Raw genomic sequence first — 26,695 nt, 5'->3', positions numbered from 1 at the left:
ATGCCCCGGACGGATGGCATGCAGGTTGCTGTCGCTGGGCCGCCGCGCCGTTGAGTGGCGCTTAAATCGAATGCCAGTGGACCGCCACGCGCTGTGGTGATGGCGTGGCCCCGTCGCTGTGCTTCCGGAAAACTCTCCGCTGTTCCCATGTTGTCATGGCGCAAGCATGCGTCTGTGATGCTTGTTTCGCGAGTGATTGGTATTTCTGTCGTCGTGTTCACAGCGCACATCGCGCCACGTCCTCTGCATTCCCGCCAATTCATCTTGAATGGAGTGTGTGCCATGCCGCTCTCCCGCGCGGTTGCCACTGAGGGCGCCTGCAGTCAGGACAACACCATGATATCCCGGTTGGCTCATTTGCCCTGGTTTGCCGGGTTGCCGGCCGAATTGCTGACGCATATTGCCCGACACGGTACCGAGCTGTCGCTGGCCGACCAGCAAGTCTTGTTTCTCAAGGATTCCCCTGCGCAATACCTGGCCCTGGTGCTGTCCGGGCAGGTCTACCACCTGTTGCATAACCAGGATGGCCGTGAATTGATCATCGACCGCAGTCAGGTAGGGGACTGGGTGGGAGAAAGCGCGCTGCTGGAAGGTCATGACCGGCGTGACTGCACCGCCGTAGCGGATGGCGCCACGCGGGTGTGGCTGCTGCCGCGCGCCCAGTTTGGCCCCTTGACGGGCAATTCCGAGTTTTTGCGCCGCATGTTCGCATCGGTATGCCGACGCATGCGCACCCATACCGAGCATGTGGAAACCCTGTGTCTGCATCAGTTGGGCCCACGGCTGGCGCGCCATCTGCTGCGCATGGTGGACGAGCAGCCGCATGCGGCCAGCGTGCCCGGTGTATGGCTGCATCCGCCCAAGCAAAGCGTGCTGGCCTCCATGGTGAATGTCAGCCGTCCCAAGCTGAATGCCCAGTTGCGCAGTTGGCAGCGTAATGGGTTGATTCACCATCAGCCTAATATTCTGCATATTCTGGATGTGGAAAAACTACGTAGAATTGCGTATGGCGAATGTGACATGTGAATGTATGAAATTTCTGAATATCTTTCCGTGTAATGTCTTGTAATATATAAAAAATAGGTTTTGTCACCCAGGTAACAGATGCATTTGTCCTTGTTCAAGAAACTGGGATTCCTTGTTAACTCAGGAGTCACGGCATGGAACAGGAAATGGAAATGGCAATATCGGAAATCCCCATGGAATTGGCCATTGGGGGGCGAAGCCGATTTGAAAATGCCTGGCGCAGTGTGCGTGCCGATCTGGGGCGCCGCGCCCGCCGGCTGACCCATGGCGACCATGATCGCGCCGAAGAATTGCTGTCGCGCACCGCGCTGAAAGCCTTCTTGTATATCTGTCAATTCTCGGAGCGGGTACGCGACGCCGAAGGGTTTTTGTTTCTGGTGCTCAATCACACCTTCCTGGACAGCGCCCGTCGTAATACCCGCGAAGAAAAAGTCATCGACCCCTATGTCGATCTGGATACCGATTCCATCCATGCCATGGCGTCCAGTGCCCCTTCACCCTTACAAGCCTTGCTGATGCAGGAAGAGTTGGAGCAAGTGCGTCAGGCGCTGATGCAGCTCAGCGACGCTCAGCGCATGCTATTTCAACTGAAGTTCGAAGAAGAACGTCCGTACAGTGAAATCGCCGCGGCCTTTGGCATCAGCGAAGCGCTGGCGCGCAAACGTGTGGAGTTATTGCGCAAGAAATTGCACGCATTGCTACCGCAACGGCGTGTGCACTAAGCCGGGTTCACAGCCCGCCCGGCACGGCGTTCTGATGCTCAGCGGGCCGGATGTGCGCAAACCCCGCAGCGTGACGACATGACTTTTTCGCTGGCAAATGGCCGGCATGCACTCAGGAGACTTCCATGGCAGACAGCACCCCCGTCAACTCGCAGATCACCGATGCGGTGACGCAAACCAATGTAAAAGTGGTGGCCGAAGCGCCAGCCCAGGCCATGGCCGCGCTGTATCAGGTGGCCAGCCATTCCGCCGGCCTGTCGCTGCAGAATGCCGTTCACAGCCAGCAGGCGCTGAACCAGATTTCCAGCGCGGTGATTTCCAAGGCAGTGACCATGATTCTGTCGGTTGGCGACAAGGCCGCGTAAGTTGCATCGGCCGGTGCGCTGGCGCTCGTTGCGTGGTCATGCCCATCGGGCCTGGCCACCAGCGGGCGCACCCGCAGTCCGGATGGCCGGCTGGCCATTCGTAAGGCCGACGCTTTCCCCCGCTGACCCGGCCTTGGCGGAGTGACTTTTTCATGAAGTTTCTTATGAACGCACTGAAAAAACTGTTTGGCGGCAAGCAGCGCGCCGACGCCGATGCATCAGGCAGCAGTGGCAGTGGTGTGGGCCAGCAGGCGCCGGCACAAACCGTGCCCTCGCAGCAATTGGCCCCGCTGACTGTTCCGTCGCAAAGCCTGCCGGGCCAGCCTGCCCGTGCGGCCCGGCCGGCGCCCCCGGTGGAGACGCCAGCGCCTGCACCGGCTCCGATGGCGCAGGCTGTTGCATCTGCACCTGAACCTGCACCCGCATCGACGCCAGAGCCCGAACCGGCGCCGGCATCTGCGGTATCGCAGGCCAGCGCCCCGCCTGTTGCACCGACAGCGGCTGACACCCCTCAGGCCAACCCTGTGCCTGAGGCTGTGGCCCCATCGGCGCCAGCCAGCCCACCGCCAGTGATGTCCAACCCCGCGCCCGCCCGGCCTGGCGATGCCTCGCCCGCGCCTGCGCCCACCACGGAGAACAGCCAGATGTCTACAGATACGACCCCCGACACCCCGGGCGGCGGCGGCAATTCCAGTCCGGCGCCGTCCCAGGGCAGCGACGCCGCTGCGCCGGCCGCAGGTGGATCCGGCGGCGCCAGCCCGCCCAAATCCACGTTGGCGACCATGACCGCCAAAATGGGCCCGCCATCCAGCACGCCGCCGGCTACTGACGCGCTGAATAGCCAGATTGTCCAGGCGGTGCAACTGACCAACGCCGAAAACGCCGCCTATGGCCCCAATCAGGTGGCCCTGGCGCCGAACATGATGATCACCCAGGCCTCTGGCCTGGTGGCGCAATCGGCTGCTGCGTACTTCGACGGCGCCAGCAAGATGGTACTGGCCAGCAAGAGCGTGCTGTTGAAGGACATGACCGAGAAATTTGCCGAGCAGAACCTCAAGGGCGCTGCCGAAGACGCGCTGGGCATTCTGATCACCGACCTGCTGATGGGCACCGCCGCCGCGGTGGCCGCCGCCGCCGGGGCGATCGAGGCCGAATCGGCGCACTTCTCGCTCGACAAGATCGACCAGAGCATCGAGAAATATCACTCGACGCTGGGCAGCAAGGGCTAACCGCGGCTCGCAAAATCCGCCAGGCATTGTTGCGCGACCTTGCCGCATTTACCCGGCCGCGCGCCTGGCCAGGCGCGCGATGCTGAGTGTGGCGCGCGACGCTGATTCCCCATCCGGCGGGCCGCTTGCGCTGGCCCGCCCTTGTCGGCAACCTGTCCCCGCCCTGGTTGCTTTATCACCCAAGCATCAGGAGAGTACACATGAAAGAAACCGCCGCGTCGAAGACGCACGCCCACCATGCCGCCACCCCGGAAGTGAAAAACGTGCTGGTCTTGCAAGGGGGCGGCGCCCTGGGCGCTTATCACATCGGCGCGTATCAGGCGCTGCACGAGTTGGGCTTTGAGCCGGATTGGGTGACGGGCATTTCGATTGGCGCGCTCAATGCCGCCGTGCTGGCCACCAACAAGCCGGAAGATCGTCTGCGCAAGATGGTGGAATTCTGGGAGGACATCGCCCGCCCGGATGGCGCAGCCGCCAGTTATTCCGGCGCGTATCGCGCCATGTATAACAAGTCGGTGGTGGCCAAATCCATGCTGCAAGGGCTGCCGAATTTCTGGACGCCGCGCGTCAATGTGATGATGGGCATGGGTGGGGTGGAAGTGCAGTTCGCCAACCCCACCGAAACCAGCTATTACGACACCAGCCCGATGCTGGACACCCTGCGCCGCCATTGCAATTTTGCCTGGCACAACCAGGGTCATGGCGCGCGCCTGAGCCTGGGCGCCACCCGGGTGGATACCGGCAAGCTGGAATTCTTTGATTCGCTCAATTGCCAGATCGGCCCGGCCCATGCACTGGCCAGCGGCTCGCTGCCGCCGGGTTTTCCTGCCACTGAAATCAACGGCAAGTACTACTGGGACGGCGGCTGCGTGACCAACACCCCCTTGCAGGCGGTGCTGGACGACACCCATGAAACCGCCGACCTGCGCGTGTTCATGGTGGACCTGTGGGGCGCGCATGGCCGCCTGCCGACCACCATGGATGGCGTGGCCTGGCGGCAGAAAGAAATCCAGTACGCCAGCCGCATGGATCAGCACGGCACGCTGCGCAAATACCAAAAGCTGTTCGGCCGCCTGCTGCACAGCCCGGAATGCGCCGGCATTCATGGTTTGCTGCACGGCTGGGCGGAAGAAGTGCTGGGCCGTCGCCTGCGCAATATCGACATCCACACCATCACCTATCGTCATACTGGCGAAGAAAGCTCGTTCAGCGATGCCGAGTTCTCGGCCGGCTCGATCAAGCGCCGTCGCGAGATGGGTTATGTGGACATGCTGGAAAAGCTTGACCGTGTGCAGGCGGCCGAGCAGGCGGTGCAGCGCCACCCGGCGGATACCCGCAAAGTGACCAGCTGACGCGGTGTAATCAAGTGAAAGTGGCAGGCCTGGCCTGAAGGCGTATGCTCCTTGTGCGTCATTGTGCATAAGCACGATGGCGCGCCAGCGTGCGTCCATCACGTCAAGTGGCCTGCCGTGATGAACCCCAGACTATGTTGCGCACGCCCGCCTGCCTGGGCACGCGCATGGCGACCATGAAACCGAATCGCGGTTTCAGGTGAGGCCGATGCGTGGCAGGCTGGCTGGATGTGTGGATTGAATTCACCAGGAGAAACCATGAGCGTCAATCAACTCAGCTGCAGCCCGCGCGGCCGCGCGCTGATCGAAAAATTCGAAGGCCTGCGCCTGACCGCCTATCAAGACATGGTCGGTGTGTGGACCATCGGTTACGGCCACACGGGCCCGGACGTCAAAGCCGGCCTGACCATCACGCAGCAGCAGGCCGAACAACTGCTGATCAACGATCTGGCCCGTTTCAACAATGGCGTCAATGCCTTGGTGACGGTGAAGATCAACCAGAATCAATTTGATGCGCTGATCAGTTTTTCTTACAACCTGGGTCTGGGCTCCTTGCAGCAGTCCACCCTGTTGCGCCTGTTGAACGCCGGCAACTTCCAGGCCGCCGCTGATCAGTTTCCGCGCTGGGACCGCGCCGGTGGTAAAGAAGTGGCTGGTCTGCTGGCTCGCCGCAACGCCGAACGCGCGTTGTTCCTGACCCCGGACTGATTGCTCCGCTGATTTGTATCTTGCACACGCCGCCCAAGGTCATGCCCTGGGCGGCGTGTGCATTTGTGGCGGTCGGGTATGGGAGGGATTTCACAGTCCGCTGCGTGTGGCGTTCCCTGTGGCACTCATGTCTTCTAGGAGCCACACCATGACCACTGCCCCGAGAATCCTGGTTGTTGACCGTGCCCCGGTGTTTGCTGCCGGTGTTGAGGCAGCCTTTGCCCGGATGAATCATCCGGTGACACTGGAACATCTGAAGTATCTGCCCAGCCTGGATGCCCTGCCGCAACCTGCCCCGGATCTTTTGCTGCTGGAAGCTTCGTGGGGCGCGCAGCATGAGCTGGGCTTGATCCGCCAACTGCGCGAGCGCCACCCTCATTTGCGTTGCATCCTGAATGTGTTCGACGGCAAGGCCGGTCTGGCTGCTGCCGTGCGCCAGGCCGGCGGCGCCGGGGTATTCAACAAGGCATTGAATCCCCCCATGCTGGTGTCGCTGTGCCTGCAAGTCTTGCAGGAAGACTGCTTTATCCCCACCGCCATCGGCGAGGGGGGCGTGCAGTTGCCTGCCAGTCATGCGCCCAATCTGACGCCCCGTCAGCAGGAAATCCTCTGGTTGGTGGCCGAGGGGCAATCCAACAAGCAGATTGCCCGCCGGCTGTCAGTGGCGGAGGGCACCATCAAGAATCAGCTGTACAGCATGTACCGCGTGCTGGGTGTATCCAACCGTACCGAAGCATCACGCTGGTGGCTGCGCACTGCGCAGTAAGCCTCACCGATACTGCCCCGGTGTGCCTGGATTGCCTTACGTGCGTGCGGTCGTGGGCCACACCAGGTGTGTCATGCCGGGGGCGTGCGCGCCGTGCCACCCCATTCCACCTCATTTGCATTTCACGACAAGGAGCCCTACCCCATGACCAGCCCGAGTCCCAGCCCAGCGACAGGTGCCGACACCGCTCTGGATCCCAATCTGCAACAACTGGCCGAAACCTGGCTGAAACGGCCGCTGCAACCGCAGGAGTTTGCCCAGTTGCAGGCCTTCCAGGCCGCCCAGCAAAGTGCCGGGGTCTCGCCCGGTGAGCAGGCCGCCGCCGTGCTGGCCCTCAGTCGCGCCAATACCCAGGCCAGTGTGCGCGATTCACTCAGCGCCATTCACAGCAATGTTACCCAGGCCATGCAGGCGCAGGAAAAAGAAGAACAGGCCATTCTGAAGGTGGTGGAAGGTGCGCGCTCGCTGGCCGAGTTGCGCCCGTCTGCACTCAATGGCGGCACTGGCGTGGGCATGGGCGGGCAAATGGCCTTGTCGCAGATTGCCGACCGGCTGGCCGGCCTGGCCCGCCAGGAGGTGGAGCGCTGCTTCAATCAAACTTTCATGCCGCTGCAAAATGCGCTGAGTGGCGTGGTGGACCGGCTGAACCAGCAAAGTCAGACCATCGCCGAATTGCAGGCGCGCCAGACCCAGGTGCCCACTCCGGCACAAGCCACGCTGACCCCGGCCGCAGTGGCGGCGGGGACGGCTGCCGGCCCCCAGGGCATGGATGCGGGCAAAGACACAGGACAATTGGCTGGCTGAGCTGGTTTCACGCCCGTTTCTGGCGGGCGTTCTATCCGGTGAGCGCGACGTGATGCCGCGCCGATTCCTCAACCGACCTTACCATCAAGGAGTGTTTCAATGGCTATTCCGACCGCCGTGAACGATCAAATCACCGACGCAGTGACCCAAGCCAACGTCAAGGTGCTGGCTGAATCCCCGGCCATGGCCATGGGCGCGATCTACCAAACCATGGCCCACTCGACCGGCATTCTGTTCGAGAACGCCGTCTCGGCCCAGCAACAACAAAACACCCTGACCCAGGCTTCCACCAACCAGGGCGTGATGCAGATCTACAGCATGGGCACCATGGCCGACGCTGCCGCCACCGAAAAAGTGGGCCAGGGTGGCATCGCCGATAACCTGACCAGCATGCTGACCGTGCTGCAATCGTTCAAGGGCTAAGTCGCCGACTTTCCGGTTTACTCGAATAAAGGATGTCCAACATGGCAACCACTGATACTTCCACTGCCGCTGGCGCTGCAACACCGACTGCGGTGAACTCGCAAATCACCGACGCGGTGACCCAGACCAACGTCAAGGTGCTGGCCGAATCCCCCGCCATGGCCATGGGCTCGATTTTCCAGACCATGGCTCACTCGACCGGCATCCTGTTCGAGAACGCCATTTCGGCCCAGCAACAGCAAAACACCCTGACCCAGGCCTCCACCAATCAGGGCGTGATGCAGATTTACAGCGTGGACACCATGGCCGACGCTGCCGGCACCGAAAAAGTCAGTCAGGCCGGCATTGCCGACAACCTGACCAGCTTGCTGACCGTGCTGCAATCGTTCAAGTCCTGATGCCCGTTTTACTTCATCCGTAAAGGAAATCAACGATGGCTGATACTCCTTCCACCGACAGCTCGGCCGGCGCGCCGACTGCGGTGAATTCGCAGATCACCGACGCGGTGACCCAGACCAACGTCAAGGTGCTGGCTGAATCTCCGGCCATGGCCATGGGTGCGATGTTCCAGGCAATGTCGCACTCCACCGGCATCCTGTTCGAGAACGCCGTGTCCTCGCAACAGCAGCAAAACACCCTGGCGCAGGCTGCGTCCAACCAGGGCGTGATTCAGCTCTACAGCATGGGCACGATGTCCGATGCCGCCGCCACCGAAAAGGTGAGCCAGGCTGGTATTGCCGACAATCTGACCAGCATGCTGAGTGTGCTGAAGTCTTTCCGCAGCTAATGCGGCGTCCCGGTCTGGCTCATCCAGGCCGGGGCCGCGTCCCGCGCGGACCGAATGGGGGCCACCGCCCCGGTTTCTTGAAACCGCTCGCCCGCTTGCCGGGATGAGCGCCGCCTCATCCGATCCAGGAGTCAACAAATGGCATTCCCGACCGCAGTGAATTCGCAAATTACCGACGCCGTCACCCAAACCAACGTCAAGGTGCTGGCGGAAGCCCCGGCCATGGCCATGGGCTCGATCTACCAGAGCATGGCTCATTCCACCGGCATCCTGTTCCAGAATGCCGTGTCGGCCCAGCAACAACAGAACATCCTGGCCCAGGCCGCCGCCAACCAGGGCGTGATGCAGATCTACAGCATGAACACCATGGCTGCTGCTGCCGGCACCGAAAAAATGAGCCAGGCCGGCATCGCCGACAACCTGACCAGCCTGCTGACCGTGCTGAAATCCTTCCGCTAAGCGGTACGCGGCGCGGTGCAAACCTGCTGCCCGGCAATCTGGCCGGGCAGCAGGTTTTTGTCATTCCACCCAGCCGGCGTTGTCAATCTGCACCGGGCCTTGGCCGGCCAAATCCCGATAGCAGGCATACAGAGACAGCATGGACAATGGCGCCACCACAATGAATGCCGCGCCATAGGTCAGCAGTGCGGCCAGCGTCAGTATCGCCATGCCTGACAGATACAGGGCAAATGCGCCCAGATTGCGCCACATGAAGCGCAGGCTGCGCCACATCGCCTCGGCGGCGCTGGCCTGCTCGAAAGTCACCAGCGCGGGCGCCAGCCAGTAGGCTGCGGCCACCGGCAAGGCCGCCAGCATCACCATCATGCCCAGAGTCAGCAACTGATCCATGGTGTCCTGGCTGATCGGTTCGGCCTGCAAGGCTTCCGGTGAGGGCGCCAGGCCCAGTGCCACCGCCAGCAGGGTGACCAGAAAAGCCACTGACATCAACATCACCAGATACCACAAGCCGATGCCCAGCAGGCTTGTCACCCCCGGCTGGCGAAAGGCGGCAAACAGGTCGGCCAGCCTGGGTTCTTCTGCGCGTGTCAGCCGCGCGGCCACTTGCAGGAAGCCCGCCGTCAGCAATGGGCCCAGAAACACCGCCAGCACGCTGCCCACGCCGGGCAGCAACTGAAAACCCAGCAGCACGATGCAATACACCAGCCCGAACAGCAGCATGGTCAGCGGTTGTTCGCGAAAAAGATGAAACCCGTCCCGCCACCAGCCCCAGCCACGCTGGACGGCCACACGAGGCGGCGGAAGGGAGGGAGTGTCGTGATCCTGCATGGTGGTATTCCTGTGCAATATTCTGGAAGGCTCCGACCGGCAGGTGCTGGCCGGGTTCACCCGTCTGGCGCCTCGGGTGGGGGATTGTACTGTCCACAAGTTGCACACAAGCTGTGCGAAACATGTGGATAACTTGTTGACGGTCAGTAGTCGCCCCAGCGTTGCTGCATGGCGGCGACGGCGGCCAGTGCGGCTGTCTCGGTGCGCAGGATGCGCGGGCCCAGTTTCAGCGCGGTCCAGCCTGCACGCAAGGCGGCTTGTTCTTCTGCATCACTCAGCCCGCCTTCCGGGCCGGCCAGCAGCCAGGCCGCCGTGGGGGCGGGTAATTCGGCCAGGCGGGCGCTACCCAGCGGTGACAGCATCAGCCGCGCCTCCGGCAAATTGGCCGATTCGGCCAACCAGGCGTCCAGGCTGAGGATGGGGCGCAGCTCGGGCACGGTATTGCGGCCACATTGTTCACAGGCTGAAAGGATGATGTCGCGCCAGCGTGCCAGGCGCTTGTCGGCACGCTCACCGCTGAGCCGCACGATGCTGCGCTGGGTGGCCAGTGGCTGGAACACGTTGACGCCCATTTCCACCCCTTTTTGCAAGGTGAAGTCCATGCGTTCGCCGCTGGAAATCCCCTGCGCCAGCCCCAGCCGCAACGGCGACTCACGCGAGACAGCCAGTGCGGCATCCAGTTGTACCCGTACTTCGCGCTTGCCGACGGCCAAAATCCGGGCCGGGTACTCCAGATCGGGGGGTGAGCCGTTAAATACCGTGAGGGCATCGCCAGCATTCAGGCGCAGCACCTGCACATGGCGCACCACGGCATCGGGCAGGTTCAGTTCGGTTCCGGCTATCAGCGGTTGATCAACAAAAAAACGCGGCATGGCAATCCGGGCAGCAGGGTAAAACGCCATTCTGCCAGTTTGCGTCGGGTTTTTCTGCTTTCCTGGTGGCTGGCTGTTCGATGCCGCGCATCGCTGATGGCAAAGCAGCAAAAGCCCGGCTTTTTTTGCGCGGAATGTGACATGTTGTCCAGACGGCAGCCGCTGGCTTATGGCACACTTTGCATTGCAGCATGGGGGAGCCATCAGCGGGACGGTGGTTGCCGCCGGGCCACGAGCCAAATGCTGCGCCACGCCCGCGCAGACGGGTACGCACCCGGTTCGCCGGGCATGGTCAGCGCCTACCGGCGCGCCAGAATGATATTGACAAGCTGAAGAGGGGGAGTCGTGCCATGCAGGTGGTCGATCAGGTGATTCAGACATTGCGCGAGATTGCGCAAACCGAAGTCATGCCGCGTTTTTTGCGTGTGGGTTCCACCCGCAAATCGGACGGCACCCTGTTCACCGAGGCTGATCTGGCCACTCAACAAGCGTTGGCGCGTCGCCTGCCGGACATCCTGCCCTACCCGGTGCTGGGCGAAGAAATGACCCCGGAAGAACAGCATGCCTTGTGGGAGGCCAACCCGGATGGTTTGTGGGTGGTTGATCCAATCGACGGCACCACCAACTTCATCCACGGCCTGCCCTACTTTGCCATCTCGGTGGCGCTGATGCGCCACGGCCGCAGCGAACTGGGGGTGATTTACAACCCGGTGGCCAACGAGATGTTCTACGCCCGTCGTGGCAGCGGCGCCTATATGAATGGCATCCGCCTGCCGCTGAAAGCGGCGCCTGCCAGCATGGGCGACACCATCGCGGCGGTCGAGGTCAAATATCTGCGTAGCGGCAAGCTGGGCACCCGGCTGACCAGCCTGGCGCCGTTTGGCAGCCAGCGCAGCCTGGGCGCTTCGACCATTGATTGGTGCTATCTGGCGGCAGGGCGCTATGACCTGTATCTGCATGGCGGCCAGCGGCTGTGGGACTACGCGGCGGGGATTGTGATTCTGGAAGAAGCCGGCGGCCAGGCCTGCACGCTGGACAGCGACGATTATTGGCAAGGCCCGCTGTGGCACCGCTCGGCGGTGGCCGCGCTGGATCCGTGTCTGTTCGAGCAGTGGCGGCGTTGGGTGCGCAATAATCAGTGATTGACCGTGTCCTGAATGGATTCAGGTGATCGGTTTTTGCGTGATGTGCGACGGTGTGAGGCGCCGGCTGTGGTGCTGCGCCGGTATGTCGCTCATAAAGCGCAACGTGCCCAGCGCTTACCGCGCTGAGCACGTGTCTGGCTCACCTTCCTTTACCTGTTTTATTTGGCGAAGCAAAGCAAGCGGGTCGGCGGCGGGACCAGCATCCCGCCCAAAACAGGTGTGCTTAGCGCAATTGCGCAAAGGCATCCCGCGCGAAGGTTTTTTCGCAATACTTGCACTTGAGCCGCACTTCGCCTTCTTTCTCGCTCACCCGGAACGAGGTTTCCACCGGCTCGGTGGCGGTGATGCAGTTGCTGTTCGGGCAGGTCAGCATGCCATCCACCGTGTCGGGCACGCCCAGCGTCAGTTTTTCTTTGACCTTGAAGTTTTCAATCACATTCACCGTGGCGTTGGGGGCAAACAGCGCCAGTTGGTTGGCTTGCGCCGGGGTGAAGGTGATGTTCTCGACCTTGATCAGGTCTTTCTTGCCGGTGCGGCGGCTGGGCAGGTTAAAGCCGATATAAATGCGCTCGCCGCTTTCCGACATGCGAAACAGCTTGAGAATGCGCCGACCTTGCCCGGCGGGGATGTGGTCGATCACTGTGCCATTGGCCAGGGCTTCCACCTTGAGCGTGTGTTCCATCATCGCGTTCTCCATTACACGGTTTCGTTGAGCACCAGCGCCAGCAGCGCCTGGCGGGCAAACACGCCGTTCTGCGCTTGCTGGAAGTAGTAGGCATGCGGGGTGGCATCGACGTCGGTGGCGATTTCGTCGATGCGCGGTAGCGGGTGCAGCACTTTCAGGTTGGGCTTGGCGCCTTCCAGCATGCTGGCGTCCAGCTTGTATTTGGATTTCAGGTGCTGGAATTCGGTTTCGTCGAAACGCTCTTTCTGTACGCGGGTCATGTACAGAATATCCAGCTCGGGCACCACTTCTTCGATGCTGGCGGCCAGTTGGTATTCGATGCCGTGGGCGTCCAGCTGCTCGCAGATGTAGTCGGGCATGGCCAGCGCTTCGGGGGCGATAAAGTAAAACTTGCAGTTGAACAGCGCCAGGGCCTGCGCCAGCGAGTGCACGGTGCGGCCGTATTTGAGGTCGCCGACAAAAGCCAGGGTCAGGCCATCCAGCTTGCCCTGGGTTTCGTGGATGGTGAACAGATCCAGCAGGGTTTGCGAGGGGTGCTGGTTAGAGCCGTCGCCGCCGTTGATCACCGGCACGCTGGAGTTTTCCGAGGCCAGCCGCGCGGCGCCGTCCTTGGGGTGGCGCATCACGAAGGCGTCCACATACGAGGTGATGATGCGCACCGAGTCGGCCATGGTCTCGCCTTTTTTGGCCAGCGAGGTGTTGCCGCCGTCGTCAAAGCCGATCACCGTGCCGCCCAGCCGCTGCACGGCGGTTTCAAACGACAGCCGGGTGCGGGTGGAGGCTTCAAAAAAGCAGCTGGCGACGACTTTGTCCTTGAGCAGGTCGGTGCGCGGTTCGCGCTTGAGCTGCTGGGCGGTGGCAATCACGGTTTCCAGGTCGTGCCGGGTGAGGTCGGCAATGGAAATCACATGTCGCTGGTACAGGGGATTGCTCATCTCGGAATCCTTGAATCACGGGCGAAAAAAAGCCCCTGCGGGCGAGGGGCGTTCCGGGTCGGGCGCAACGCAAGGCGGGCGGATGGCGCGGGATGCATGGCGACTGACTCCGGACGGTGGTTGTCACCATTATACCTGTGTCGTCGGCGCTGATAGAAGAGGCGCTGGCGGACGACAGAATAAATCCCTGCCGTCCAGCCCGACGTGTCAGCCGCTCAGTCTTGCTTGGCCGGCGCCATTTGCATGCAGCGGTCCAGCGTCATCGCCATATAGCGGTAGCTGGTGCAGATGGCCAGGCGCAGCTGTTCAAGCTGCTTGGCTTCTGGTTCATGGCCCAGCAGGGTGCAGATGATGTCCAGCGCTTCCCACGGATGGGTGTCGTCGTACTGGGCATGCTGGCGCAGCCAGCGGGTGGCTTTTTTGCGGTCGGCTTCCGGGAAGGTTTGTGCGTAGGTGTCGGTCGAGCACACCAGATTGGACCAATCCCCAGTGGCGCCTTCGATGGCGTAGTGGGTGGCGGCCATCGATATGGCCAGCGCTTCTCGCTCACAGGTGCGCCAGCACCAGTGCGACAGCGCCAGCGTGGCCGGGTCGTCCAGGCCGGCAATCAGCGCGTCGCGGGAGACATCGCTGGCTTCGGCCCAATCCACCCAGTAATCGGCGTGGTGTTGTTCCACGCGCAGGTTGCGGATCAGCCAGGTGCGGGCCAGGTCTTCGCCCGGGTGGCGGCCATAGCGCACCTTCAGCAGGTTGAAGGCCATGTATTGCGGAAACTGTTCAATCACCGGCCACACGCCAATCAGGAAGTAACGCATGATCGGGTAGGGCAGGGTGGCGTCGCGCATGCGCTGGAACAGCACATGCTGGGTGACGCGGGCACGGTCGGCGGCGCAGTCTTCCACCAGTTGGCGAGCCCAGTCCGGGTAGCTGGAGAGTTCCATCAGCGGACCGGTGCGAGAGAAGGGAGCGTTCATGAGGCAGGTCTCCTGTATCAGGGTGAAGTCGTCGTCCTGTCCGGCGCCGTGATCTGGGCGGGCACGGGCCGGGGATCGTAAAAGGGTTGTGGCCTGGCAATGCCATAACCCTGGGCATAGTGCACGCCACAGGCGCGCAGCATGTTCAGCGTATCGAGGTCTTCTACATATTCGGCAATGGTGTGTTTGCCCATCATGGCGCTGATGCGCTGGATCATTTCCACCATGGCGCGATCCACCGGGTCGCGCACCATGTCCTTGACAAAGCTGCCGTCGATTTTCAGGTAATCCACCGGCAGGTGCTTCAGGTAGGCAAACGACGACATGCCGGTGCCAAAGTCGTCGAGGGCAAAATGGCAGCCCAGCGCGCGCAATTCGCTGACCACCCGCGCTGCCGAAGCCAGGCTGGCAATCGCGCTGGTTTCGGTGATTTCAAAACACAGTGAGGTGGTGGGCACCGGGCTGTTGCGCAGGGTGTCGCGCAGGAAATCCAGGAACTGTTCATCGTTGATCGAGGCGCCGGACAGATTGATGGCGCACAGGCCCAGCCGGGGCTTGTCCGGGCCCAGGTGACGGGCCTCCAGCGCGCGTAGCGCCGCAGTGACCACCCAGCGGTCAATCTGGGGCATCAGGTTGTAGCGTTCTGCGGCGGGCAGGAAGGCGATCGGTGGCACCAGATCACCTTGCTCGTCGCGCAGGCGCAGCAAGACTTCATAGTGTTCGCCATCGCTATTTTCAGCCAGCGGCTGGATGGTTTGCGCATACAGGCACAGGCGCTGTTCTTCCAGTGCGCGATGCAGCCGGTGCACCCATTCCATCTCGTCGTAGCGCAAGGAGACTTCGCTGTCTTGCGGCCGGTAGCGCTGCACCCGGTTGCGGCCTTTTTCCTTGGCCATATAGCAGGCCACATCCGCTGCCCGCAGCACTTCGGCCAGGGTGACGGGATGCTGGTCGAGGTACACCAGGCCAATACTGGCGCTGATCGAGAAGGATTGTCCGCCCCAGGTGAAGTTGAGCTTGAGCACACTCTGGCGCAGGGCTTCGGCCACGTGTTCGGCGCGGGCCAGATCGGTGTGGCTGAGCAGTACGCCAAATTCGTCGCCCCCCAGCCGGGCCAGCAGGTCATGCGGATCCAGTTGCTGTTGCAGCACGGCGGCGGTCTGGCGCAGCAGGGCGTCACCGGCCGCATGGCCGCAGGTGTCGTTGACGGTCTTGAACTGGTCCAGGTCCAGATACATCAGGGCATCATGTTCACTGTCGGCTGTGGCCAGTGAGGCCAGCAGGCTGCGCTCGAATTCACGGCGGTTGACCAGTCCGGTCAGCATATCGTGGCTGGCCTGCCAGGACAGACTGGCCAAGTATTGATGCTCGCGGGTGAGGTCGTGCAATACCAGCACCTGGCCTTCTACCTGGCCATCGTGCGTATGGATGGACGAGTGGGTCAGGTTGACCGAGATTTCCTGCCCGTCATGCTGGATCAGCAGCAGATTATGGTGATTCTGGCTGATGGCCGGCAGCTGTATGCCGGATTGCAGGGGCGGCAGCCGCATTTCGTGGCTGCGTTGCAAGGGATCGACCAGCCGGAACAGGCTGGACAGCGGCTTGCTGCGCGCCAGCGTCAGCGAACACGACAGCAATTGCTCGGCGGCCGGGTTCATGTAGTCGATCTGTCCCTGGGTATCGGTGGTGATCACCGCTTCGCCAATGGCCGCCAGCGTGATTTCGGCGCGTTCTTTCTCGCTTTGCAGCGCGTGCTCGATTTCTTTGCGGTCGGTGGCGTCAGTCAGCGAACCAGACATGCGCAGAGGCACACCATCCGGAGTGCGCAGCACCCGTCCGCGGGCCCGATACCAGCGGTATTCGCCGGTGCGGGTGCGCATGCGGTATTCCACATCGTAATGGGCTTCATTGGCCAGATGGCGGCGCAGGGCTTCGATGGCGCGTTCACGGTCTTCCGGGTGCAGACGGGCGGTGAGGGTGGCAAAGTCCAGGCTTGAGTCGTCCTGGCCAAATCCGAGCAATTCTTTATAACGCGGCGAGAAATACACCGCACCAGTGCGCATGTCCCAATCCCAGATGCCATCATTGCTGCCCTGCACGGCCAGCTTGAAGCGCTCCTCGCTTTGCCGCAGTGCACTGGCATAGCCTTCGCTTTGGCTCAGCAGGCGGTTGGCGCGCCAGAGTGCCAGTCCGACCAGGGTGGCAGCTGCCAGCACATTGATCAGCAGCAGCAGGTTTTCTACCCGCCGTGCCAGATCGCTGAGCGAACGCGAAAAAGCCTTGGTCAGCGGGGTGATCTGTTCGTTGATACGCTGGATGTTCTGGCGCAGTGCCCGTTGCTTGTCCAGATCCAGCGTGCGGCTGGCCGCGGCTTCCTGCAAGCGGATGGCGATCAGGTTGAGCTCGTCCATCAGCCGGTCACCCTCTCGCCACAGCCGGGCCACGTGCGAGATATCCTCATCATCGCGGAATTCGACAAACAGCCAGATCAGGTTATCGACGTCGCTCGGCGCATTGCCGCCCGCCAGAAATCCTTCGCGGGCAACATCGGTATTGGGTTCGGTTTGCTCCAGCGCCTCGCGTGCGCGCCGGTCTCCGGCAATGACCCCCAGGGCTTGCTGGTATTGCACCAAATCTGCGGGGTGGCCGCTGTCGGCATAGCGATAAAGGGCATAAATGGCGTCTTTTTGCCCCTTGGACCAAAGACTCTCGCCGCCGACATAGGCGCGCACGGCCGACAGGATGTTCAGGCTGAACACGCCCAGCGCAACTTGCAGTGCGACCGTGAGTACAAATGGCCAGACCAATTTCAGCAGGCGGCGGTGTGCGGTGATCCAGTTCAGTTTCATGCCAATTTCCTTGCTGGCGCGGGGGCAGCCAAGCAGGTCACGCGGACGGAGCCCTGGCGGGTTAGACGAGTCAGGGCGGACACAAATAGCCTTGGCACTTGACACGTATACCGCTGAGCGTCGGCAATGCGGGCACGGCGCCATGGTGTGACCTAGCCGTGTAGCATAATGTGTCGATGTCATGCCTGTATAGGTATAGCTGGCAGAAGGCCGTACACCAAGCGTCAGATGATTCGTTTGTTGCTTTTATACGACAAAATCATAGCCGGGTACGCGGGGTTGCCGCTGGGGGCGTGCACAAAAAACGGCCCCGCAAGATGGCGGGGCCGTGGCAAGGGTCGCTGCTGGGATGGCAGAACCGAGGGAAACGGGCAGAAACAGTCGGGCCGAATCAGGACAGTCGCGGGGTCAGGTGCGCCGGGCGCGTGGCTTGCCGGGCCGGCTGGCCGTAGCGGGCAATCGACAGGCCTTCGGTGCTGATGTCCGGCGTGCGTTGGGTGACCAGGTCGGCCAGCAACTTGCCGGAGCCGGCGCTCATGGTCCAGCCCAGGGTGCCGTGGCCGGTGTTCAGCGACAGATTGGCAAAGCGGGTGCCGCCAATAATCGGCGTGCCATCCGGAGTCATCGGGCGCAGGCCGGTCCAGAACTCCGCCGCCGGGATATTGCCGCCATCGGGGAACAGGTCGCCCACCACCATTTCCAGCGTGGCGCGACGTTCTGGATTCAGCGACAGATCAAAGCCGGCCAGCTCGGCCATGCCGCCCACGCGAATGCGGTCGTCAAAGCGGGTGATTGCCACTTTGTAGGTTTCGTCCATCACCGTGGACACCGGCGCGGCGTCGGCGCGGGTAATCGGCACGGTCAGCGAATAGCCCTTCACCGGGTACACTGGGATGTCGATGCTCAGGGTTTTCAGCAGCGCGCGCGAGTAGCTGCCCATGGCCAGCACATAGTGGTCAGCCTTCAGCGTGTCGCCGCCGCAGCGCACGCCAACAATGCGGTCACCTTCGCTCTGCAGCGCGTCAATCGAGGTGTTCCAGCGGAACTGCACGCCCAGGCCGGCGGCCAGGCGGGCCAGCTCTTCGGTGAACAGCTTGCAATCGCCGGTTTCGTCATTGGGCAGTTGCAGCGCGCCCACCAGCTTGTCTTGCACGCGCGCCAGCGCCGGTTCGGTGGCGACAATCTCGGCGCGGTTCATCACTTTGAACGGCACGCCGCATTCTTTCAGCACGGCGATATCTTTGGCCATGGCGTCCAGCTGCGCCTGGGTGCGGAACACTTGCAGCGTGCCTTGCTGGCGGCCTTCGTAGGCAATGCCCGTGTCGGCGCGCAAGGCCTTGATGCAGTCACGGCTGTACTCGGCCAGGCGCATCATGCGGGCTTTGTTCACCGCGTAGCTTTTTTCGTTGCAGTTGGACAGCATCTTGGCCATCCATTGCCATTGATACAGGCTGCCGTCGGCGCGGATGGCCAGCGGTGCGTGTTTCTGGAACAGCCACTTCAGCGCCTTCAGCGGAATGCCCGGCGCTGCCCACGGCGCCGAATAACCCGGCGAGATTTGCCCGGCGTTACCAAAGCTGGTTTCCAGCGCCGGCCCCGGCTGACGTTCGACTACGGTCACTTCGCAGCCTGCCTTGGCCAGGTAATACGCGCTGGCCACCCCGATCACACCCCCACCCAGAATCACGACTTTCATCGTTGCCTCCTTCTGCTTGCAGAGCGCTCGCCTTGCGGGCGGGCATGCGCCAGATTGGCGCAGCGCCGGGCGCTGCATGAAAACACATTCAAGAAAAGGCGCTTACGCACCAGTGATTTGCGTTAGTATATGAAGGCTTGGCCGGTGAATTTCACCAAAGAAACCATAAGGCCAGTGACAACTTTGTGTGTTTTTTAGAAAAAGCAGGGAAACATGAGAACCCGATACCAGGGCTTCAAAGAGCTCGACCGCATCGACCGGCGCATCCTCGATATTCTGCAATCTGACGGCCGCATTTCCATGACTGATTTAGCCGAGCGGGTGGGCCTGTCGGCCACGCCGTGCACCGAAAGAGTGCGCCGCTTGGAAAAAGCCGGGGTGATTCAGGGCTACTACGCCCGGCTCGACCCCAAGGCCATGGATTTGCCCCTGCTGGTGTTTGTCGAAATCAAGCTGTCCACCAAATCTGGTGAAATCTTTGAAGCCTTCCGTCGCGAAGTGCTCACCCTGCCGCATGTGCTGGACTGCCATCTGGTGTCCGGGGATTTTGACTATCTGATCAAGGCGCGCATCCCCGACATGTCGCTGTACCGGCAATTATTGGGCGACATCCTGCTGAAACTGCCCTGCGCCAACGAGTCGCGCAGCTATGTGGTGATGGAAGAAGTCAAGGAAACCCTGGAATTGCCGGTGAGCCTATGAACAGCCCCTCTTGTGTCAGTGTAGACCGCCCTGATTGGGATATCTTTTGCGCCGTGGTGGATAACTACGGCGATATCGGCGTGTGCTGGCGGCTGGCGCGCCAGCTGTCCGCCGAGCTGGGCATGTCGGTGCGGCTGTGGGTGGACGATCTGGCCAGCTTTGCCCGGCTGTGTCCGTCGCTGGCGCCAAGCCTGGATGCGCAAAGCATCGAAGGCATTGAGGTGCGGCGCTGGGACGCCGCCGCCTTGCCGGCGGTTATCCCTGCCAAACGGGTGATCGAAGCATTTGCCTGCAACTTGCCGGAGGGTTTTGTACAAGCCATGGCCGCCTGCCAGCCGGCGCCGGTGTGGATCAACCTGGAATACCTCAGCGCCGAAGACTGGGTGGGCGGCTGCCATGGCCTGCCATCGCCGCATCCCAGCTTGCCGCTGCGCAAGCATTTTTTCTTTCCGGGTTTTCGCGACAATACCGGCGGGGTGTTGGGCGAGGCCGATGTGTCGGCGCGGCGCGAGGCGCAGCTGGCCGACCCGGCCGCCGGCTGGGCGGCGCTGGGGCTGACGCCGCCGCTGGCTGGCGAGTTGACCGTGTCGCTGTTTTGCTACGGCGGCGAGCGCGTTGACGCCTGGCTGGATGCGCTGCTGGCGCACGGCGAGCCAGTGCGCGTGCTGGTCCCCGATGGGCGCGGCGCTGCCGAGGCGGCACACTGGTGCGGCCAGTGGCTGGCGCCGGGCTGGCAAGGGCAGCGCGGCGCGGTGCGCGTGCAGGGCTTGCCGTTTGTCGAGCAGCGCGAGTACGACCGCTTGCTGTGGCTGTGCGACCTGAATCTGGTGCGCGGCGAGGATTCTTTTGTGCGCGCGCAATGGGCGGCGCGGCCGTTTGTCTGGCACATTTATCCACAGGACGATTGCGCGCACCTGGATAAATTGCGGGCTTTTCTGGCGCTGTACGCCGCCGAATTGCCAGCCGCCAGCGCCGCCGCGCTGACGGATTTCTGGCTGGCCTGGAACCACGGCGTAGGCATTGAGCCGGCCTGGCGGGCGCTGCTGGCCGAACGCGCTGCGCTGGCCGAACACGCCCGGCGCTGGGCGGCGCAACTGGCGCAGCGCGACACGCTTGCCGTCAATCTGGCGCGTTTTTGTGAAACTCTTTTATAATCACGCGTTTTCGCAAATCAGTGGCCGCGTGGCGGCCGCTCACTACCAGAACTGTAAACAGGATATTCAATGAAAACCGCTCAGGAACTCCGCGCCGGCAACGTGTTCATGCTCGACGGCCAGCCGATGGTCGTGCAAAAGACCGAGTACAACAAGTCCGGTCGTAACGCCGCCGTGGTGAAGATGAAAATGAAGAGCCTGCTGTCCGGCTCCGCCAGCGAAGCCGTGTACAAGGCTGATGAAAAGTTTGACGTGGTGGTGCTCGACCGCAAGGAATGCACCTACTCGTACTTTGCCGACCCGATGTATGTGTTCATGGACACCGAGTACAACCAGTACGAAGTGGAAGCCGACAATATGAGCGACGTGCTGAACTTCCTGGAAGACGGCATGGAAGATCTGTGCGAAGTGACCTTCTACGACGGCAAGGCCATCTCGGTTGAACTGCCGACCACCATCGTGCGCGAAGTGATCTATACCGAGCCGGCCGTGCGCGGCGACACCTCGGGCAAGGTGATGAAGCCGGGCCGCCTGAAGAACGGCTTTGAGCTGCCGGTGGCGGCTTTTGTGGACATCGGCGACAAGATCGAAATCGATACCCGCACTGGCGAATTCAAGAAGCGCGCCTGATGGCGTGGTTTGGCGTCCGCCAAAAACCCTGCTGGAGACAGCAGGGTTTTTTCATGTCTGTCATGGGCGCGATCCATCCTAAGGATTGATTAATATCAACATCTTATGCCGGCCTTTGCCCTATGCTTGATACATTTTTTTGCAAAGAGGCGGGTATGGAACACATCAAGATTGGCATCATTGGCGCTGGCGAAACCGGCACGCCGCTGTTGGCGCGTTTGTTTGAGGCGCCGTTCGTGCAAGTGGTGGGCGTGGCGGATCTGGACCTGTCGCAGCCGGGCATTTCGCTGGCTCGCGGTCATGACGTGATGGTGACCTCGGACTTCATGGACCTGGCCCGCCTGGGTGAAAACGTGGATATCCTGATTGACGTCACCGGCGTGCCGGTGGTGCGGGAAAGCCTGCGCCAGTATATGCAGGAATCCGGCAACGACCATACGCTGATCATGCACGAGCGCATCGCCATCTTGCTGATGTCGTTGTTTGCCGGCCGGCTGGTCAAGGGCAAGCACGACGAGCTGGAATATCACTGAGCGGTCAGCGAACCAGCAGCAAAAAAACGACCGAGGCCGGCGCCTGCGGTCGTTTTTTTATGTGTGCGATGCAGCGTGTGTCAGCGCTGTTCTCGCGTCGCTTACCAAATTCAGCGCAGCGTTCCTGGTGAGACGCCCGCAGACAGTGCGGGTGGTGCGGCAAGGTCGGGCTAGCACGCCAGGAGAATTTGCTTCGCGACGCTTAGTCCGCGGTCATCTGGTCATACGCTTGCATGGCGTGCGCCGCATACATCAGCGACGGGCCGCCGCCCATATACACCGCCATGCCCAGGGTTTCTTCGATTTCTGCTTTGCTGGCGCCCAGCTTGAGCAGCGCTTGCATATGAAAGCCAATGCAGCCATCACAACGCACCGCCACGCCGATGGCCAGGGCGATCAGTTCTTTGGTTTTCTTGTCCAGCGCGCCATTCTGGGTGGCGGCATGCGCCAGCGCGCTAAAGCCTTTCATCACCTCGGGAATGTCCTGGCGCAGGCCGGCCATGCTGCTGCTGATGCCTTGGGTAAGTTGGCGATAGTCGGGCATGATTCTTCCTTATCTAATTTAGAAAAATACGAAATAATGGGCAAAAAAATTCAGTCCTGGCTGGGGCAAAACGCCGATTGCAGCACGCGCAACACCTCCACCGCCACCGAGGGGTTCAGCGCATAGTGGATGGTCTGCGCGGTTTTGCGCGAGCGGATCAAGCCTTCGCCGCGCAACACCGCCAGATGCTGCGAGAACGCCGACTGCGACAGGCTGGAGCGTTGCCACAATTCACCCGCCGTGCGTTCGCCTTCCAGCAGATTGCACAGGATCATCAGTCGTTCTTCATGCGCCAGCGCCTTGAGCAGCTGGGCGGCGGCGCGGGCATGAGGACGCATCTCGGCGGGCGCCAACGTGTTCATGGCCATCAATTTAGCTTTTTCTTAAATAAAGCGCAAGCCCAAAACAAGCGTTTTACCGGCAAAGCGCAAGGCGCCTTGCCGGACGGGTTGAGTACAGCGAGCAAAACGTCAGTGCAGACGGTCTTGATAGGTGTCGCAGGCAATGTTGTGCGCTTCCAGCACCGCTTCCAGCTCGGCCAGCGCGGTTTCCCGGCTGGGGGCGATGTCTGGGGTCATCAGCCAGGCAAAGGTGGTTTCCACCGTGTCGTCGTCGTCCTTGCCTTGCAGGCGCAGCTGGAAGGCGCCCTGTGCCGGCATCAGTTCGATATGCGCGCGCACATTGGCCAGGCCGATGCGCTTGTCCAGCAGCAAAGAGGTAAACGCCAGGCGCTGTTGATTGGACGCCCGTGTGCCGGTGACCAGGCTTTGCCACAGCGGCTCGGGGGCAAACAAGGTGGCCTCGTTATAGTCGATGTGCTCGTTCAGCGCGGCTTCGACTTCCGGCATCAGCGCGTCCAGCAAGGCGTTGGGGTCGGCCAGCGGTTCGTGCGTCAGCACGCCGCGCTCGACGGCAAAAATAATCCAGTTCAAGGTCATGCGTGGCACAAAGCGCTGCTTGGCTTCTTGATAAGCGCTGCGCATGATGTTGATGTCGCCTGGCACATAAGCCTCGCCGGCGTCCAGCATGCCCGCCAGTTGGCTGAGCACCTGGCAGCCAGAGGCATTGAGCATGTCCGGGGTGAACAGCGTGGGCGAGACGTGCAGGCCCTTGCCGTAAGGAATGCCCAGGTGCTTTTGCAGCACGCGTTCCAGTTCGGCCAAACGCGGAAAGAACCAGCAGTCGCCGGCATGGTTGGCGCTGTACAGCAGCGGAATCGCCCACAGCTCATACGGCACAAACGAGCCATCCGGACGGGCGACGTCCGGCTGGGCAATCAGCGTGCGGGCGGTGTCGATCAGTCGCTCACGTGCGGTAGGCGCATCGTGCAGGGCAAATAGCGCTTCCGGCAGGATGCGAGCGTCGCCGGTGTGCAGGGTGCTATGGACATGGGCAATCAGCTGCGGCGCTCGTTCAGGGCCGCTGACCGCTTCGCGCGCGGCGCGTGCCAGTTCGGATACCGCGTGGGCGCGGGTGGCGTCGTCCAGCTGCATGGGCGGCAACTCGCGTGGTCGGCGGCCATATTCATTCAGCTCAAGCTGATTGTTCTTGTACGCCTCGTCAATCGCCCAGTAGGCCGCCACTGCTTCATCGCAGATCTTTTGCAGCGCGCCGGCGTTCGGTTCGCTGTCCGGCTCGCCCAAAAAGACAAAATCGGTCATTGCCAGCCCATCATTGCAGGTGTAGTAGCTGACGTTTTCTTCTGGGTCGAACAGCATGGCGCTGGCGAATTGTTCGCTGTCGGCGCCATCAAACGGGATGGCGCGGTGCATCAGCCGGCAGACAAAGGTCGGCTGCTCGGTGTGCACCAGGTATTCATATTCCTCAATGCCGTGCTGATCGATGGCGTCGCCAAAGATGAAGCGGTTCGGCAAGAAAGGATCGCCCTTGAGGCGGGAACGGGGTGACAACGGTTTCATGGTCGGCAATCACACGCTGCCAGCATGGCAACGAAACAATAGGTTAACGGACACGTTTGCGCCCTGACATCATCGTTGGATTATACGCATCCGCTGCGGCGAACGTCGCCTGCCACGCGGCGCTGGCGATCTCTATATATAGTGACGATGCCACAGCGCACAAGATGCCCCTGCCTTGGGCAGGGGTTTGCCTTGTAATTGCCGCAACTGGCCACATATCCTGAAAGCTGCCGACGTCTGAATTGTCGGCGGCTTTTTGTTTTTTTCCGGAAGGCGCACGCATGCAACAATTCGACGGAACCACCATTTTGTCGGTTCGCCGCGGCCAGCAGGTGGCCCTGGGCGGCGACGGCCAGGTGACGCTGGGCAATATCGTGATCAAATCCACCGCGCGCAAAGTGCGCCGCCTGCACAATGACCAAGTGCTGGCCGGGTTTGCCGGCGGCACCGCCGATGCCTTTACCCTGATCGAGCGCTTTGAAGCCAAGCTGCAAAAATACCAGGGCAATCTGCTGATTTCCGCGATTGAGCTGGCCAAAGAATGGCGCAGCGACCGCGCCCTGCGCCGGCTGGAAGCCATGCTGGCGGTGGCCGACCGTGAGCGCACCCTGGTCATCACCGGCAACGGCGATGTGCTGGAGCCCGAACACGGCATTGCCGCCATTGGCTCGGGCGGCGCCTACGCCCAGTCGGCGGCGCGCGCCTTATATGAGAACACCGAACTGTCGCCGCAAGACATCGTCAAAAAGGCGCTGACCATTGCCGGCGACATCTGTATCTATACTAACCAGAATCATGTGATTGAAACCCTGGATTGACGCGCGCCGAGCGCCAGCCTGAATTTTCGCCACTGTCACCGCCGGGATTGCCGCCATGTCTGAATCCATGACCCCCCAGGAAATCGTCCACGAACTGGACAAACACATCATCGGTCAGGCCGCCGCCAAGCGCGCGGTCGCCATCGCCTTGCGCAACCGCTGGCGTCGCCAGCAAGTGGCCGAGCCGCTGCGCAGCGAAATCACCCCCAAGAACATCTTGATGATCGGCCCGACCGGCGTGGGCAAAACCGAAATCGCCCGCCGCCTGGCCCGTTTGGCCAATGCGCCGTTCATTAAAGTGGAAGCCACCAAATTCACCGAAGTCGGCTATGTGGGCCGCGACGTGGACAGCATCATCCGCGACCTGGCCGAAGTGGCGGTCAAAGAAGCGCGTGAAGACGCCATTCGCAAAAATCGCCACCGCGCCGAAGACGCTGCGGAAGAACGCATCCTGGACGCGCTGCTGCCCGCCGCCCGCCCCTACCCCGGCTTTGTCGGCGAGCCGGCCGCCAACAGCGAGCACAGCGACACCCGGCAGAAATTCCGCAAGATGCTGCGCGAAGGCAAGCTGGACGACAAAGACATCGAAATCGAAGTCGCCCAGCTCAGCGCCCATGTCGAAATGATCGCCCCGCCAGGCATGGAAGAGCTCACCCAGCAAATCCAGGGCATGTTCGCCAATATGGGCAACGGCCAGAAAAAGTCGCGCAAGATGAAAATCAGCGAAGCGCGCAAGCTGATCACCGACGAAGAAGCCGCCAAATTCGTCAACGAAGAAGACACCAAGCGCGACGCGCTGCGCAATGTCGAGCAAAACGGCATCGTCTTTATTGATGAAATCGACAAAGTCACCGCCCGTGGCGAAACCTCCGGTTCGGATGTCTCCCGCGCCGGCGTGCAGCGCGATCTGCTGCCGCTGGTGGAAGGCACCACGGTGTCCACCAAATACGGCATGGTGAAAACCGACCATATCCTGTTTATTGCTTCTGGCGCCTTCCATCTGTCCAAGCCGTCTGATCTGGTGCCCGAGCTGCAAGGCCGCTTCCCGATCCGCGTTGAGCTGTCGGCGCTGTCGGTAGACGACTTCGTGGAAATCCTCACCAACACCGACGCCTGCCTGACCCGTCAATATCAAGCCTTGCTGGCCACCGAAGGCACCGAACTGGCCTTTACCGACGCCGGCATTCGCCGCATGGCCGAGATTGCCTGGCAGGTGAACGAGAAGATGGAAAACATCGGCGCCCGTCGTCTGCATACGGTGATGGAGAAACTGCTGGAAGAACTGTCCTTCGCGGCACGCTCGGAACAGGTCGCCATCGACGACGCCTACGTGGACAGCAAGCTGGCCTCGCTGGCGCAGCGCGAAGACTTGGCGCGCTACGTGTTGTAAATCGACCGCCCTCTTATAGAGTCATGTTCGCCACGCCCCGTGCAGTCCCTGCCGGGGCGTTGTTGCATCTATAAGCGTGATTCAAGAGCGACATCTATAGAGAGGGTCCCGGCGTCGGGTGTTCGAAGAGCCGGGGAAGGCATGGTTTGCCGGGTTTACCGGCCTGGTTGTCCGGTATTCAGCGCGTAGTCGGTCGATTCTGGGGGCTTTTTTACGGCCGGCAGCGGTAAATCGGCCGGTGAGACAGCCAAAACCTCACTGTTTTGCCGATTTTTGCCGGCTCAGGCAAAAAATTGCCCGTGCTGAAAGAAGTTTTGCTGCGGTGTTTTGCGAGAATTCGCCGGGTAGGTGCAGTTTTTTGCAAAAATCTTCAAAAAAGA

Annotated in this window: 29 protein-coding genes; 19 read left to right on the top strand and 10 right to left on the bottom strand. The window is 61.7% G+C overall.

Going from position 1 to position 26,695, the window contains the following annotated elements; genetic code table 11:
* Nucleotides 1-336: 336 nt before the first annotated feature.
* The 12 genes from DFR34_RS15630 to DFR34_RS15570 all read left to right on the top strand — a co-directional run bounded on the left by DFR34_RS15630 (nucleotide 337) and on the right by DFR34_RS15570 (nucleotide 8,641).
* Entirely contained in the window at nucleotides 337-1,026 is a 690-nt protein-coding gene (locus tag DFR34_RS15630; protein WP_158281863.1) for a Crp/Fnr family transcriptional regulator, read from the top strand.
* A 173-nt stretch (nucleotides 1,027-1,199) separates the two neighbouring features.
* Nucleotides 1,200-1,748: an RNA polymerase sigma factor gene (locus tag DFR34_RS15625; RefSeq protein WP_211309455.1), complete on the top strand. Its 549-nt coding sequence runs from the start codon at nucleotides 1,200-1,202 to the stop codon at nucleotides 1,746-1,748.
* Between the two features lie 125 nt (nucleotides 1,749-1,873).
* Nucleotides 1,874-2,113, top strand: coding sequence for a RebB family R body protein (locus DFR34_RS15620; RefSeq protein WP_110392083.1), 240 nt, complete (start codon nucleotides 1,874-1,876; stop codon nucleotides 2,111-2,113).
* Between the two features lie 644 nt (nucleotides 2,114-2,757).
* The gene (locus DFR34_RS15610) at nucleotides 2,758-3,342 is read left to right on the top strand and encodes a hypothetical protein (protein ID WP_110392096.1); all 585 of its coding nucleotides are present in this window, start codon (nucleotides 2,758-2,760) and stop codon (nucleotides 3,340-3,342) included.
* Nucleotides 3,343-3,542: 200 nt separating this feature from the next.
* Nucleotides 3,543-4,694: a patatin-like phospholipase family protein gene (locus DFR34_RS15605; RefSeq protein WP_110392082.1), complete on the top strand. Its 1,152-nt coding sequence runs from the start codon at nucleotides 3,543-3,545 to the stop codon at nucleotides 4,692-4,694.
* A 258-nt stretch (nucleotides 4,695-4,952) separates the two neighbouring features.
* Nucleotides 4,953-5,402 (top strand): lysozyme, encoded by a 450-nt coding sequence (locus DFR34_RS15600; protein ID WP_110392081.1) that lies wholly within the window; start codon nucleotides 4,953-4,955, stop codon nucleotides 5,400-5,402.
* Between the two features lie 148 nt (nucleotides 5,403-5,550).
* Complete coding sequence (locus DFR34_RS15595; protein ID WP_158281862.1) at nucleotides 5,551-6,168, top strand: response regulator transcription factor; 618 nt, start codon at nucleotides 5,551-5,553, stop codon at nucleotides 6,166-6,168.
* Between the two features lie 144 nt (nucleotides 6,169-6,312).
* Entirely contained in the window at nucleotides 6,313-6,972 is a 660-nt protein-coding gene (locus DFR34_RS15590) for a hypothetical protein (RefSeq protein WP_110392079.1), read from the top strand.
* Between the two features lie 99 nt (nucleotides 6,973-7,071).
* Complete coding sequence (locus DFR34_RS15585) at nucleotides 7,072-7,395, top strand: RebB family R body protein (RefSeq protein WP_110392078.1); 324 nt, start codon at nucleotides 7,072-7,074, stop codon at nucleotides 7,393-7,395.
* Between the two features lie 41 nt (nucleotides 7,396-7,436).
* Nucleotides 7,437-7,793 carry a RebB family R body protein gene (locus tag DFR34_RS15580; protein WP_110392095.1) on the top strand — a complete coding sequence of 119 codons (357 nt, stop codon included), beginning with the start codon at nucleotides 7,437-7,439 and terminating at the stop codon, nucleotides 7,791-7,793.
* A 35-nt stretch (nucleotides 7,794-7,828) separates the two neighbouring features.
* Nucleotides 7,829-8,182 (top strand): RebB family R body protein, encoded by a 354-nt coding sequence (locus DFR34_RS15575; protein WP_110392077.1) that lies wholly within the window; start codon nucleotides 7,829-7,831, stop codon nucleotides 8,180-8,182.
* A 138-nt stretch (nucleotides 8,183-8,320) separates the two neighbouring features.
* Nucleotides 8,321-8,641: a RebB family R body protein gene (locus tag DFR34_RS15570; protein ID WP_110392076.1), complete on the top strand. Its 321-nt coding sequence runs from the start codon at nucleotides 8,321-8,323 to the stop codon at nucleotides 8,639-8,641.
* 60 nt (nucleotides 8,642-8,701) lie between these two features.
* Here the strand turns inward: DFR34_RS15570 and DFR34_RS15565 are convergent, their stop codons facing one another.
* Nucleotides 8,702-9,469, bottom strand: a complete 768-nt coding sequence (locus tag DFR34_RS15565) for a BPSS1780 family membrane protein (protein ID WP_146215179.1) — start codon at nucleotides 9,467-9,469, stop codon at nucleotides 8,702-8,704.
* 143 nt (nucleotides 9,470-9,612) lie between these two features.
* Nucleotides 9,613-10,341: a 16S rRNA (uracil(1498)-N(3))-methyltransferase gene (locus DFR34_RS15560; RefSeq protein WP_110392074.1), complete on the bottom strand. Its 729-nt coding sequence runs from the start codon at nucleotides 10,339-10,341 to the stop codon at nucleotides 9,613-9,615.
* Between the two features lie 350 nt (nucleotides 10,342-10,691).
* Here DFR34_RS15560 and DFR34_RS15555 point away from each other — a divergent pair, with 350 nt between their 5' ends.
* On the top strand, nucleotides 10,692-11,483 hold the full coding sequence (locus tag DFR34_RS15555; RefSeq protein ID WP_110392073.1) for an inositol monophosphatase family protein: 792 nt from the start codon (nucleotides 10,692-10,694) through the stop codon (nucleotides 11,481-11,483).
* A gap of 226 nt (nucleotides 11,484-11,709) precedes the next feature.
* On the opposite strand, the gene pyrI is transcribed toward DFR34_RS15555, so the two are convergent.
* From pyrI to DFR34_RS15530, 5 genes are all read right to left on the bottom strand, one after another.
* A complete protein-coding gene (gene pyrI, locus DFR34_RS15550; RefSeq protein ID WP_373277982.1) occupies nucleotides 11,710-12,171 on the bottom strand; it encodes an aspartate carbamoyltransferase regulatory subunit in 462 nt (153 codons plus the stop codon).
* A gap of 11 nt (nucleotides 12,172-12,182) precedes the next feature.
* On the bottom strand, nucleotides 12,183-13,106 hold the full coding sequence (gene pyrB / locus DFR34_RS15545; protein WP_110392072.1) for an aspartate carbamoyltransferase: 924 nt from the start codon (nucleotides 13,104-13,106) through the stop codon (nucleotides 12,183-12,185).
* A 215-nt stretch (nucleotides 13,107-13,321) separates the two neighbouring features.
* On the bottom strand, nucleotides 13,322-14,080 hold the full coding sequence (locus DFR34_RS15540) for an iron-containing redox enzyme family protein (protein WP_110392071.1): 759 nt from the start codon (nucleotides 14,078-14,080) through the stop codon (nucleotides 13,322-13,324).
* A gap of 17 nt (nucleotides 14,081-14,097) precedes the next feature.
* A complete protein-coding gene (locus tag DFR34_RS15535; protein ID WP_158281861.1) occupies nucleotides 14,098-16,929 on the bottom strand; it encodes an EAL domain-containing protein in 2,832 nt (943 codons plus the stop codon).
* 391 nt (nucleotides 16,930-17,320) lie between these two features.
* On the bottom strand, nucleotides 17,321-18,703 hold the full coding sequence (locus DFR34_RS15530) for a D-amino acid dehydrogenase (RefSeq protein WP_158281860.1): 1,383 nt from the start codon (nucleotides 18,701-18,703) through the stop codon (nucleotides 17,321-17,323).
* Nucleotides 18,704-18,838: 135 nt separating this feature from the next.
* Here DFR34_RS15530 and DFR34_RS15525 point away from each other — a divergent pair, with 135 nt between their 5' ends.
* The 4 genes from DFR34_RS15525 to DFR34_RS15510 all read left to right on the top strand — a co-directional run bounded on the left by DFR34_RS15525 (nucleotide 18,839) and on the right by DFR34_RS15510 (nucleotide 21,644).
* Nucleotides 18,839-19,327, top strand: a complete 489-nt coding sequence (locus DFR34_RS15525; protein WP_077301319.1) for an Lrp/AsnC ligand binding domain-containing protein — start codon at nucleotides 18,839-18,841, stop codon at nucleotides 19,325-19,327.
* Nucleotides 19,324-20,481 carry an elongation factor P maturation arginine rhamnosyltransferase EarP gene (earP, locus tag DFR34_RS15520; RefSeq protein WP_110392068.1) on the top strand — a complete coding sequence of 386 codons (1,158 nt, stop codon included), beginning with the start codon at nucleotides 19,324-19,326 and terminating at the stop codon, nucleotides 20,479-20,481. The genes DFR34_RS15525 and earP overlap by 4 nt, the downstream gene beginning before the upstream one ends.
* A gap of 69 nt (nucleotides 20,482-20,550) precedes the next feature.
* Entirely contained in the window at nucleotides 20,551-21,111 is a 561-nt protein-coding gene (gene efp, locus DFR34_RS15515) for an elongation factor P (RefSeq protein WP_110392067.1), read from the top strand.
* 155 nt (nucleotides 21,112-21,266) lie between these two features.
* Nucleotides 21,267-21,644 carry an oxidoreductase gene (locus DFR34_RS15510; protein WP_110392066.1) on the top strand — a complete coding sequence of 126 codons (378 nt, stop codon included), beginning with the start codon at nucleotides 21,267-21,269 and terminating at the stop codon, nucleotides 21,642-21,644.
* Nucleotides 21,645-21,846: 202 nt separating this feature from the next.
* On the opposite strand, the gene DFR34_RS15505 is transcribed toward DFR34_RS15510, so the two are convergent.
* The 3 genes from DFR34_RS15505 to DFR34_RS15495 all read right to left on the bottom strand — a co-directional run bounded on the left by DFR34_RS15505 (nucleotide 21,847) and on the right by DFR34_RS15495 (nucleotide 24,107).
* Complete coding sequence (locus DFR34_RS15505) at nucleotides 21,847-22,188, bottom strand: carboxymuconolactone decarboxylase family protein (RefSeq protein WP_245906920.1); 342 nt, start codon at nucleotides 22,186-22,188, stop codon at nucleotides 21,847-21,849.
* A gap of 50 nt (nucleotides 22,189-22,238) precedes the next feature.
* The gene (locus DFR34_RS15500; protein WP_245906919.1) at nucleotides 22,239-22,526 is read right to left on the bottom strand and encodes an ArsR/SmtB family transcription factor; all 288 of its coding nucleotides are present in this window, start codon (nucleotides 22,524-22,526) and stop codon (nucleotides 22,239-22,241) included.
* 132 nt (nucleotides 22,527-22,658) lie between these two features.
* Nucleotides 22,659-24,107, bottom strand: coding sequence for a hypothetical protein (locus DFR34_RS15495; protein ID WP_146215178.1), 1,449 nt, complete (start codon nucleotides 24,105-24,107; stop codon nucleotides 22,659-22,661).
* Between the two features lie 281 nt (nucleotides 24,108-24,388).
* Between DFR34_RS15495 and hslV the strand changes: the two genes are divergently transcribed.
* Entirely contained in the window at nucleotides 24,389-24,925 is a 537-nt protein-coding gene (gene hslV, locus DFR34_RS15490) for an ATP-dependent protease subunit HslV (RefSeq protein WP_110392063.1), read from the top strand.
* Nucleotides 24,926-24,980: 55 nt separating this feature from the next.
* Entirely contained in the window at nucleotides 24,981-26,315 is a 1,335-nt protein-coding gene (gene hslU / locus DFR34_RS15485) for an ATP-dependent protease ATPase subunit HslU (protein ID WP_110392062.1), read from the top strand.
* Nucleotides 26,316-26,695 lie beyond the last annotated feature (380 nt).

Source organism: Rivihabitans pingtungensis, assembly GCF_003201855.1.
Taxonomy (GTDB): Bacteria; Pseudomonadota; Gammaproteobacteria; order Burkholderiales; family Aquaspirillaceae; genus Rivihabitans; species Rivihabitans pingtungensis.
Note: the sequence above shows the minus strand (reverse complement) of the source record. Positions and strands in the feature narration are given on the sequence as shown.

Excerpts from the sequence above, each read along its gene's own strand:
- efp (WP_110392067.1), top strand. The coding sequence starts at position 20,551 with ATGAAAACCGCTCAGGAACTCCGCGCCGGCAACGTGTTCATGCTCGAC.
- DFR34_RS15495 (WP_146215178.1), bottom strand. The coding sequence starts at position 24,107 with ATGAAACCGTTGTCACCCCGTTCCCGCCTCAAGGGCGATCCTTTCTTG.
- DFR34_RS15555 (WP_110392073.1), top strand. The coding sequence starts at position 10,692 with ATGCAGGTGGTCGATCAGGTGATTCAGACATTGCGCGAGATTGCGCAA.
- DFR34_RS15610 (WP_110392096.1), top strand. The coding sequence starts at position 2,758 with ATGTCTACAGATACGACCCCCGACACCCCGGGCGGCGGCGGCAATTCC.
- DFR34_RS15570 (WP_110392076.1), top strand. The coding sequence starts at position 8,321 with ATGGCATTCCCGACCGCAGTGAATTCGCAAATTACCGACGCCGTCACC.
- DFR34_RS15530 (WP_158281860.1), bottom strand. The coding sequence starts at position 18,703 with ATGCAGCGCCCGGCGCTGCGCCAATCTGGCGCATGCCCGCCCGCAAGG.
- DFR34_RS15510 (WP_110392066.1), top strand. The coding sequence starts at position 21,267 with ATGGAACACATCAAGATTGGCATCATTGGCGCTGGCGAAACCGGCACG.
- DFR34_RS15505 (WP_245906920.1), bottom strand. The coding sequence starts at position 22,188 with ATGCCCGACTATCGCCAACTTACCCAAGGCATCAGCAGCAGCATGGCC.
- DFR34_RS15560 (WP_110392074.1), bottom strand. The coding sequence starts at position 10,341 with ATGCCGCGTTTTTTTGTTGATCAACCGCTGATAGCCGGAACCGAACTG.
- DFR34_RS15605 (WP_110392082.1), top strand. The coding sequence starts at position 3,543 with ATGAAAGAAACCGCCGCGTCGAAGACGCACGCCCACCATGCCGCCACC.
- DFR34_RS15625 (WP_211309455.1), top strand. The coding sequence starts at position 1,200 with ATGGAATTGGCCATTGGGGGGCGAAGCCGATTTGAAAATGCCTGGCGC.
- DFR34_RS15580 (WP_110392095.1), top strand. The coding sequence starts at position 7,437 with ATGGCAACCACTGATACTTCCACTGCCGCTGGCGCTGCAACACCGACT.
- DFR34_RS15630 (WP_158281863.1), top strand. The coding sequence starts at position 337 with ATGATATCCCGGTTGGCTCATTTGCCCTGGTTTGCCGGGTTGCCGGCC.
- DFR34_RS15525 (WP_077301319.1), top strand. The coding sequence starts at position 18,839 with ATGAGAACCCGATACCAGGGCTTCAAAGAGCTCGACCGCATCGACCGG.
- hslV (WP_110392063.1), top strand. The coding sequence starts at position 24,389 with ATGCAACAATTCGACGGAACCACCATTTTGTCGGTTCGCCGCGGCCAG.
- pyrB (WP_110392072.1), bottom strand. The coding sequence starts at position 13,106 with ATGAGCAATCCCCTGTACCAGCGACATGTGATTTCCATTGCCGACCTC.
- DFR34_RS15595 (WP_158281862.1), top strand. The coding sequence starts at position 5,551 with ATGACCACTGCCCCGAGAATCCTGGTTGTTGACCGTGCCCCGGTGTTT.
- DFR34_RS15565 (WP_146215179.1), bottom strand. The coding sequence starts at position 9,469 with ATGCAGGATCACGACACTCCCTCCCTTCCGCCGCCTCGTGTGGCCGTC.
- pyrI (WP_373277982.1), bottom strand. The coding sequence starts at position 12,171 with ATGATGGAACACACGCTCAAGGTGGAAGCCCTGGCCAATGGCACAGTG.
- DFR34_RS15585 (WP_110392078.1), top strand. The coding sequence starts at position 7,072 with ATGGCTATTCCGACCGCCGTGAACGATCAAATCACCGACGCAGTGACC.
- DFR34_RS15590 (WP_110392079.1), top strand. The coding sequence starts at position 6,313 with ATGACCAGCCCGAGTCCCAGCCCAGCGACAGGTGCCGACACCGCTCTG.
- DFR34_RS15535 (WP_158281861.1), bottom strand. The coding sequence starts at position 16,929 with ATGAAACTGAACTGGATCACCGCACACCGCCGCCTGCTGAAATTGGTC.
- DFR34_RS15540 (WP_110392071.1), bottom strand. The coding sequence starts at position 14,080 with ATGAACGCTCCCTTCTCTCGCACCGGTCCGCTGATGGAACTCTCCAGC.
- hslU (WP_110392062.1), top strand. The coding sequence starts at position 24,981 with ATGTCTGAATCCATGACCCCCCAGGAAATCGTCCACGAACTGGACAAA.
- DFR34_RS15620 (WP_110392083.1), top strand. The coding sequence starts at position 1,874 with ATGGCAGACAGCACCCCCGTCAACTCGCAGATCACCGATGCGGTGACG.
- earP (WP_110392068.1), top strand. The coding sequence starts at position 19,324 with ATGAACAGCCCCTCTTGTGTCAGTGTAGACCGCCCTGATTGGGATATC.
- DFR34_RS15600 (WP_110392081.1), top strand. The coding sequence starts at position 4,953 with ATGAGCGTCAATCAACTCAGCTGCAGCCCGCGCGGCCGCGCGCTGATC.
- DFR34_RS15575 (WP_110392077.1), top strand. The coding sequence starts at position 7,829 with ATGGCTGATACTCCTTCCACCGACAGCTCGGCCGGCGCGCCGACTGCG.
- DFR34_RS15500 (WP_245906919.1), bottom strand. The coding sequence starts at position 22,526 with ATGCGTCCTCATGCCCGCGCCGCCGCCCAGCTGCTCAAGGCGCTGGCG.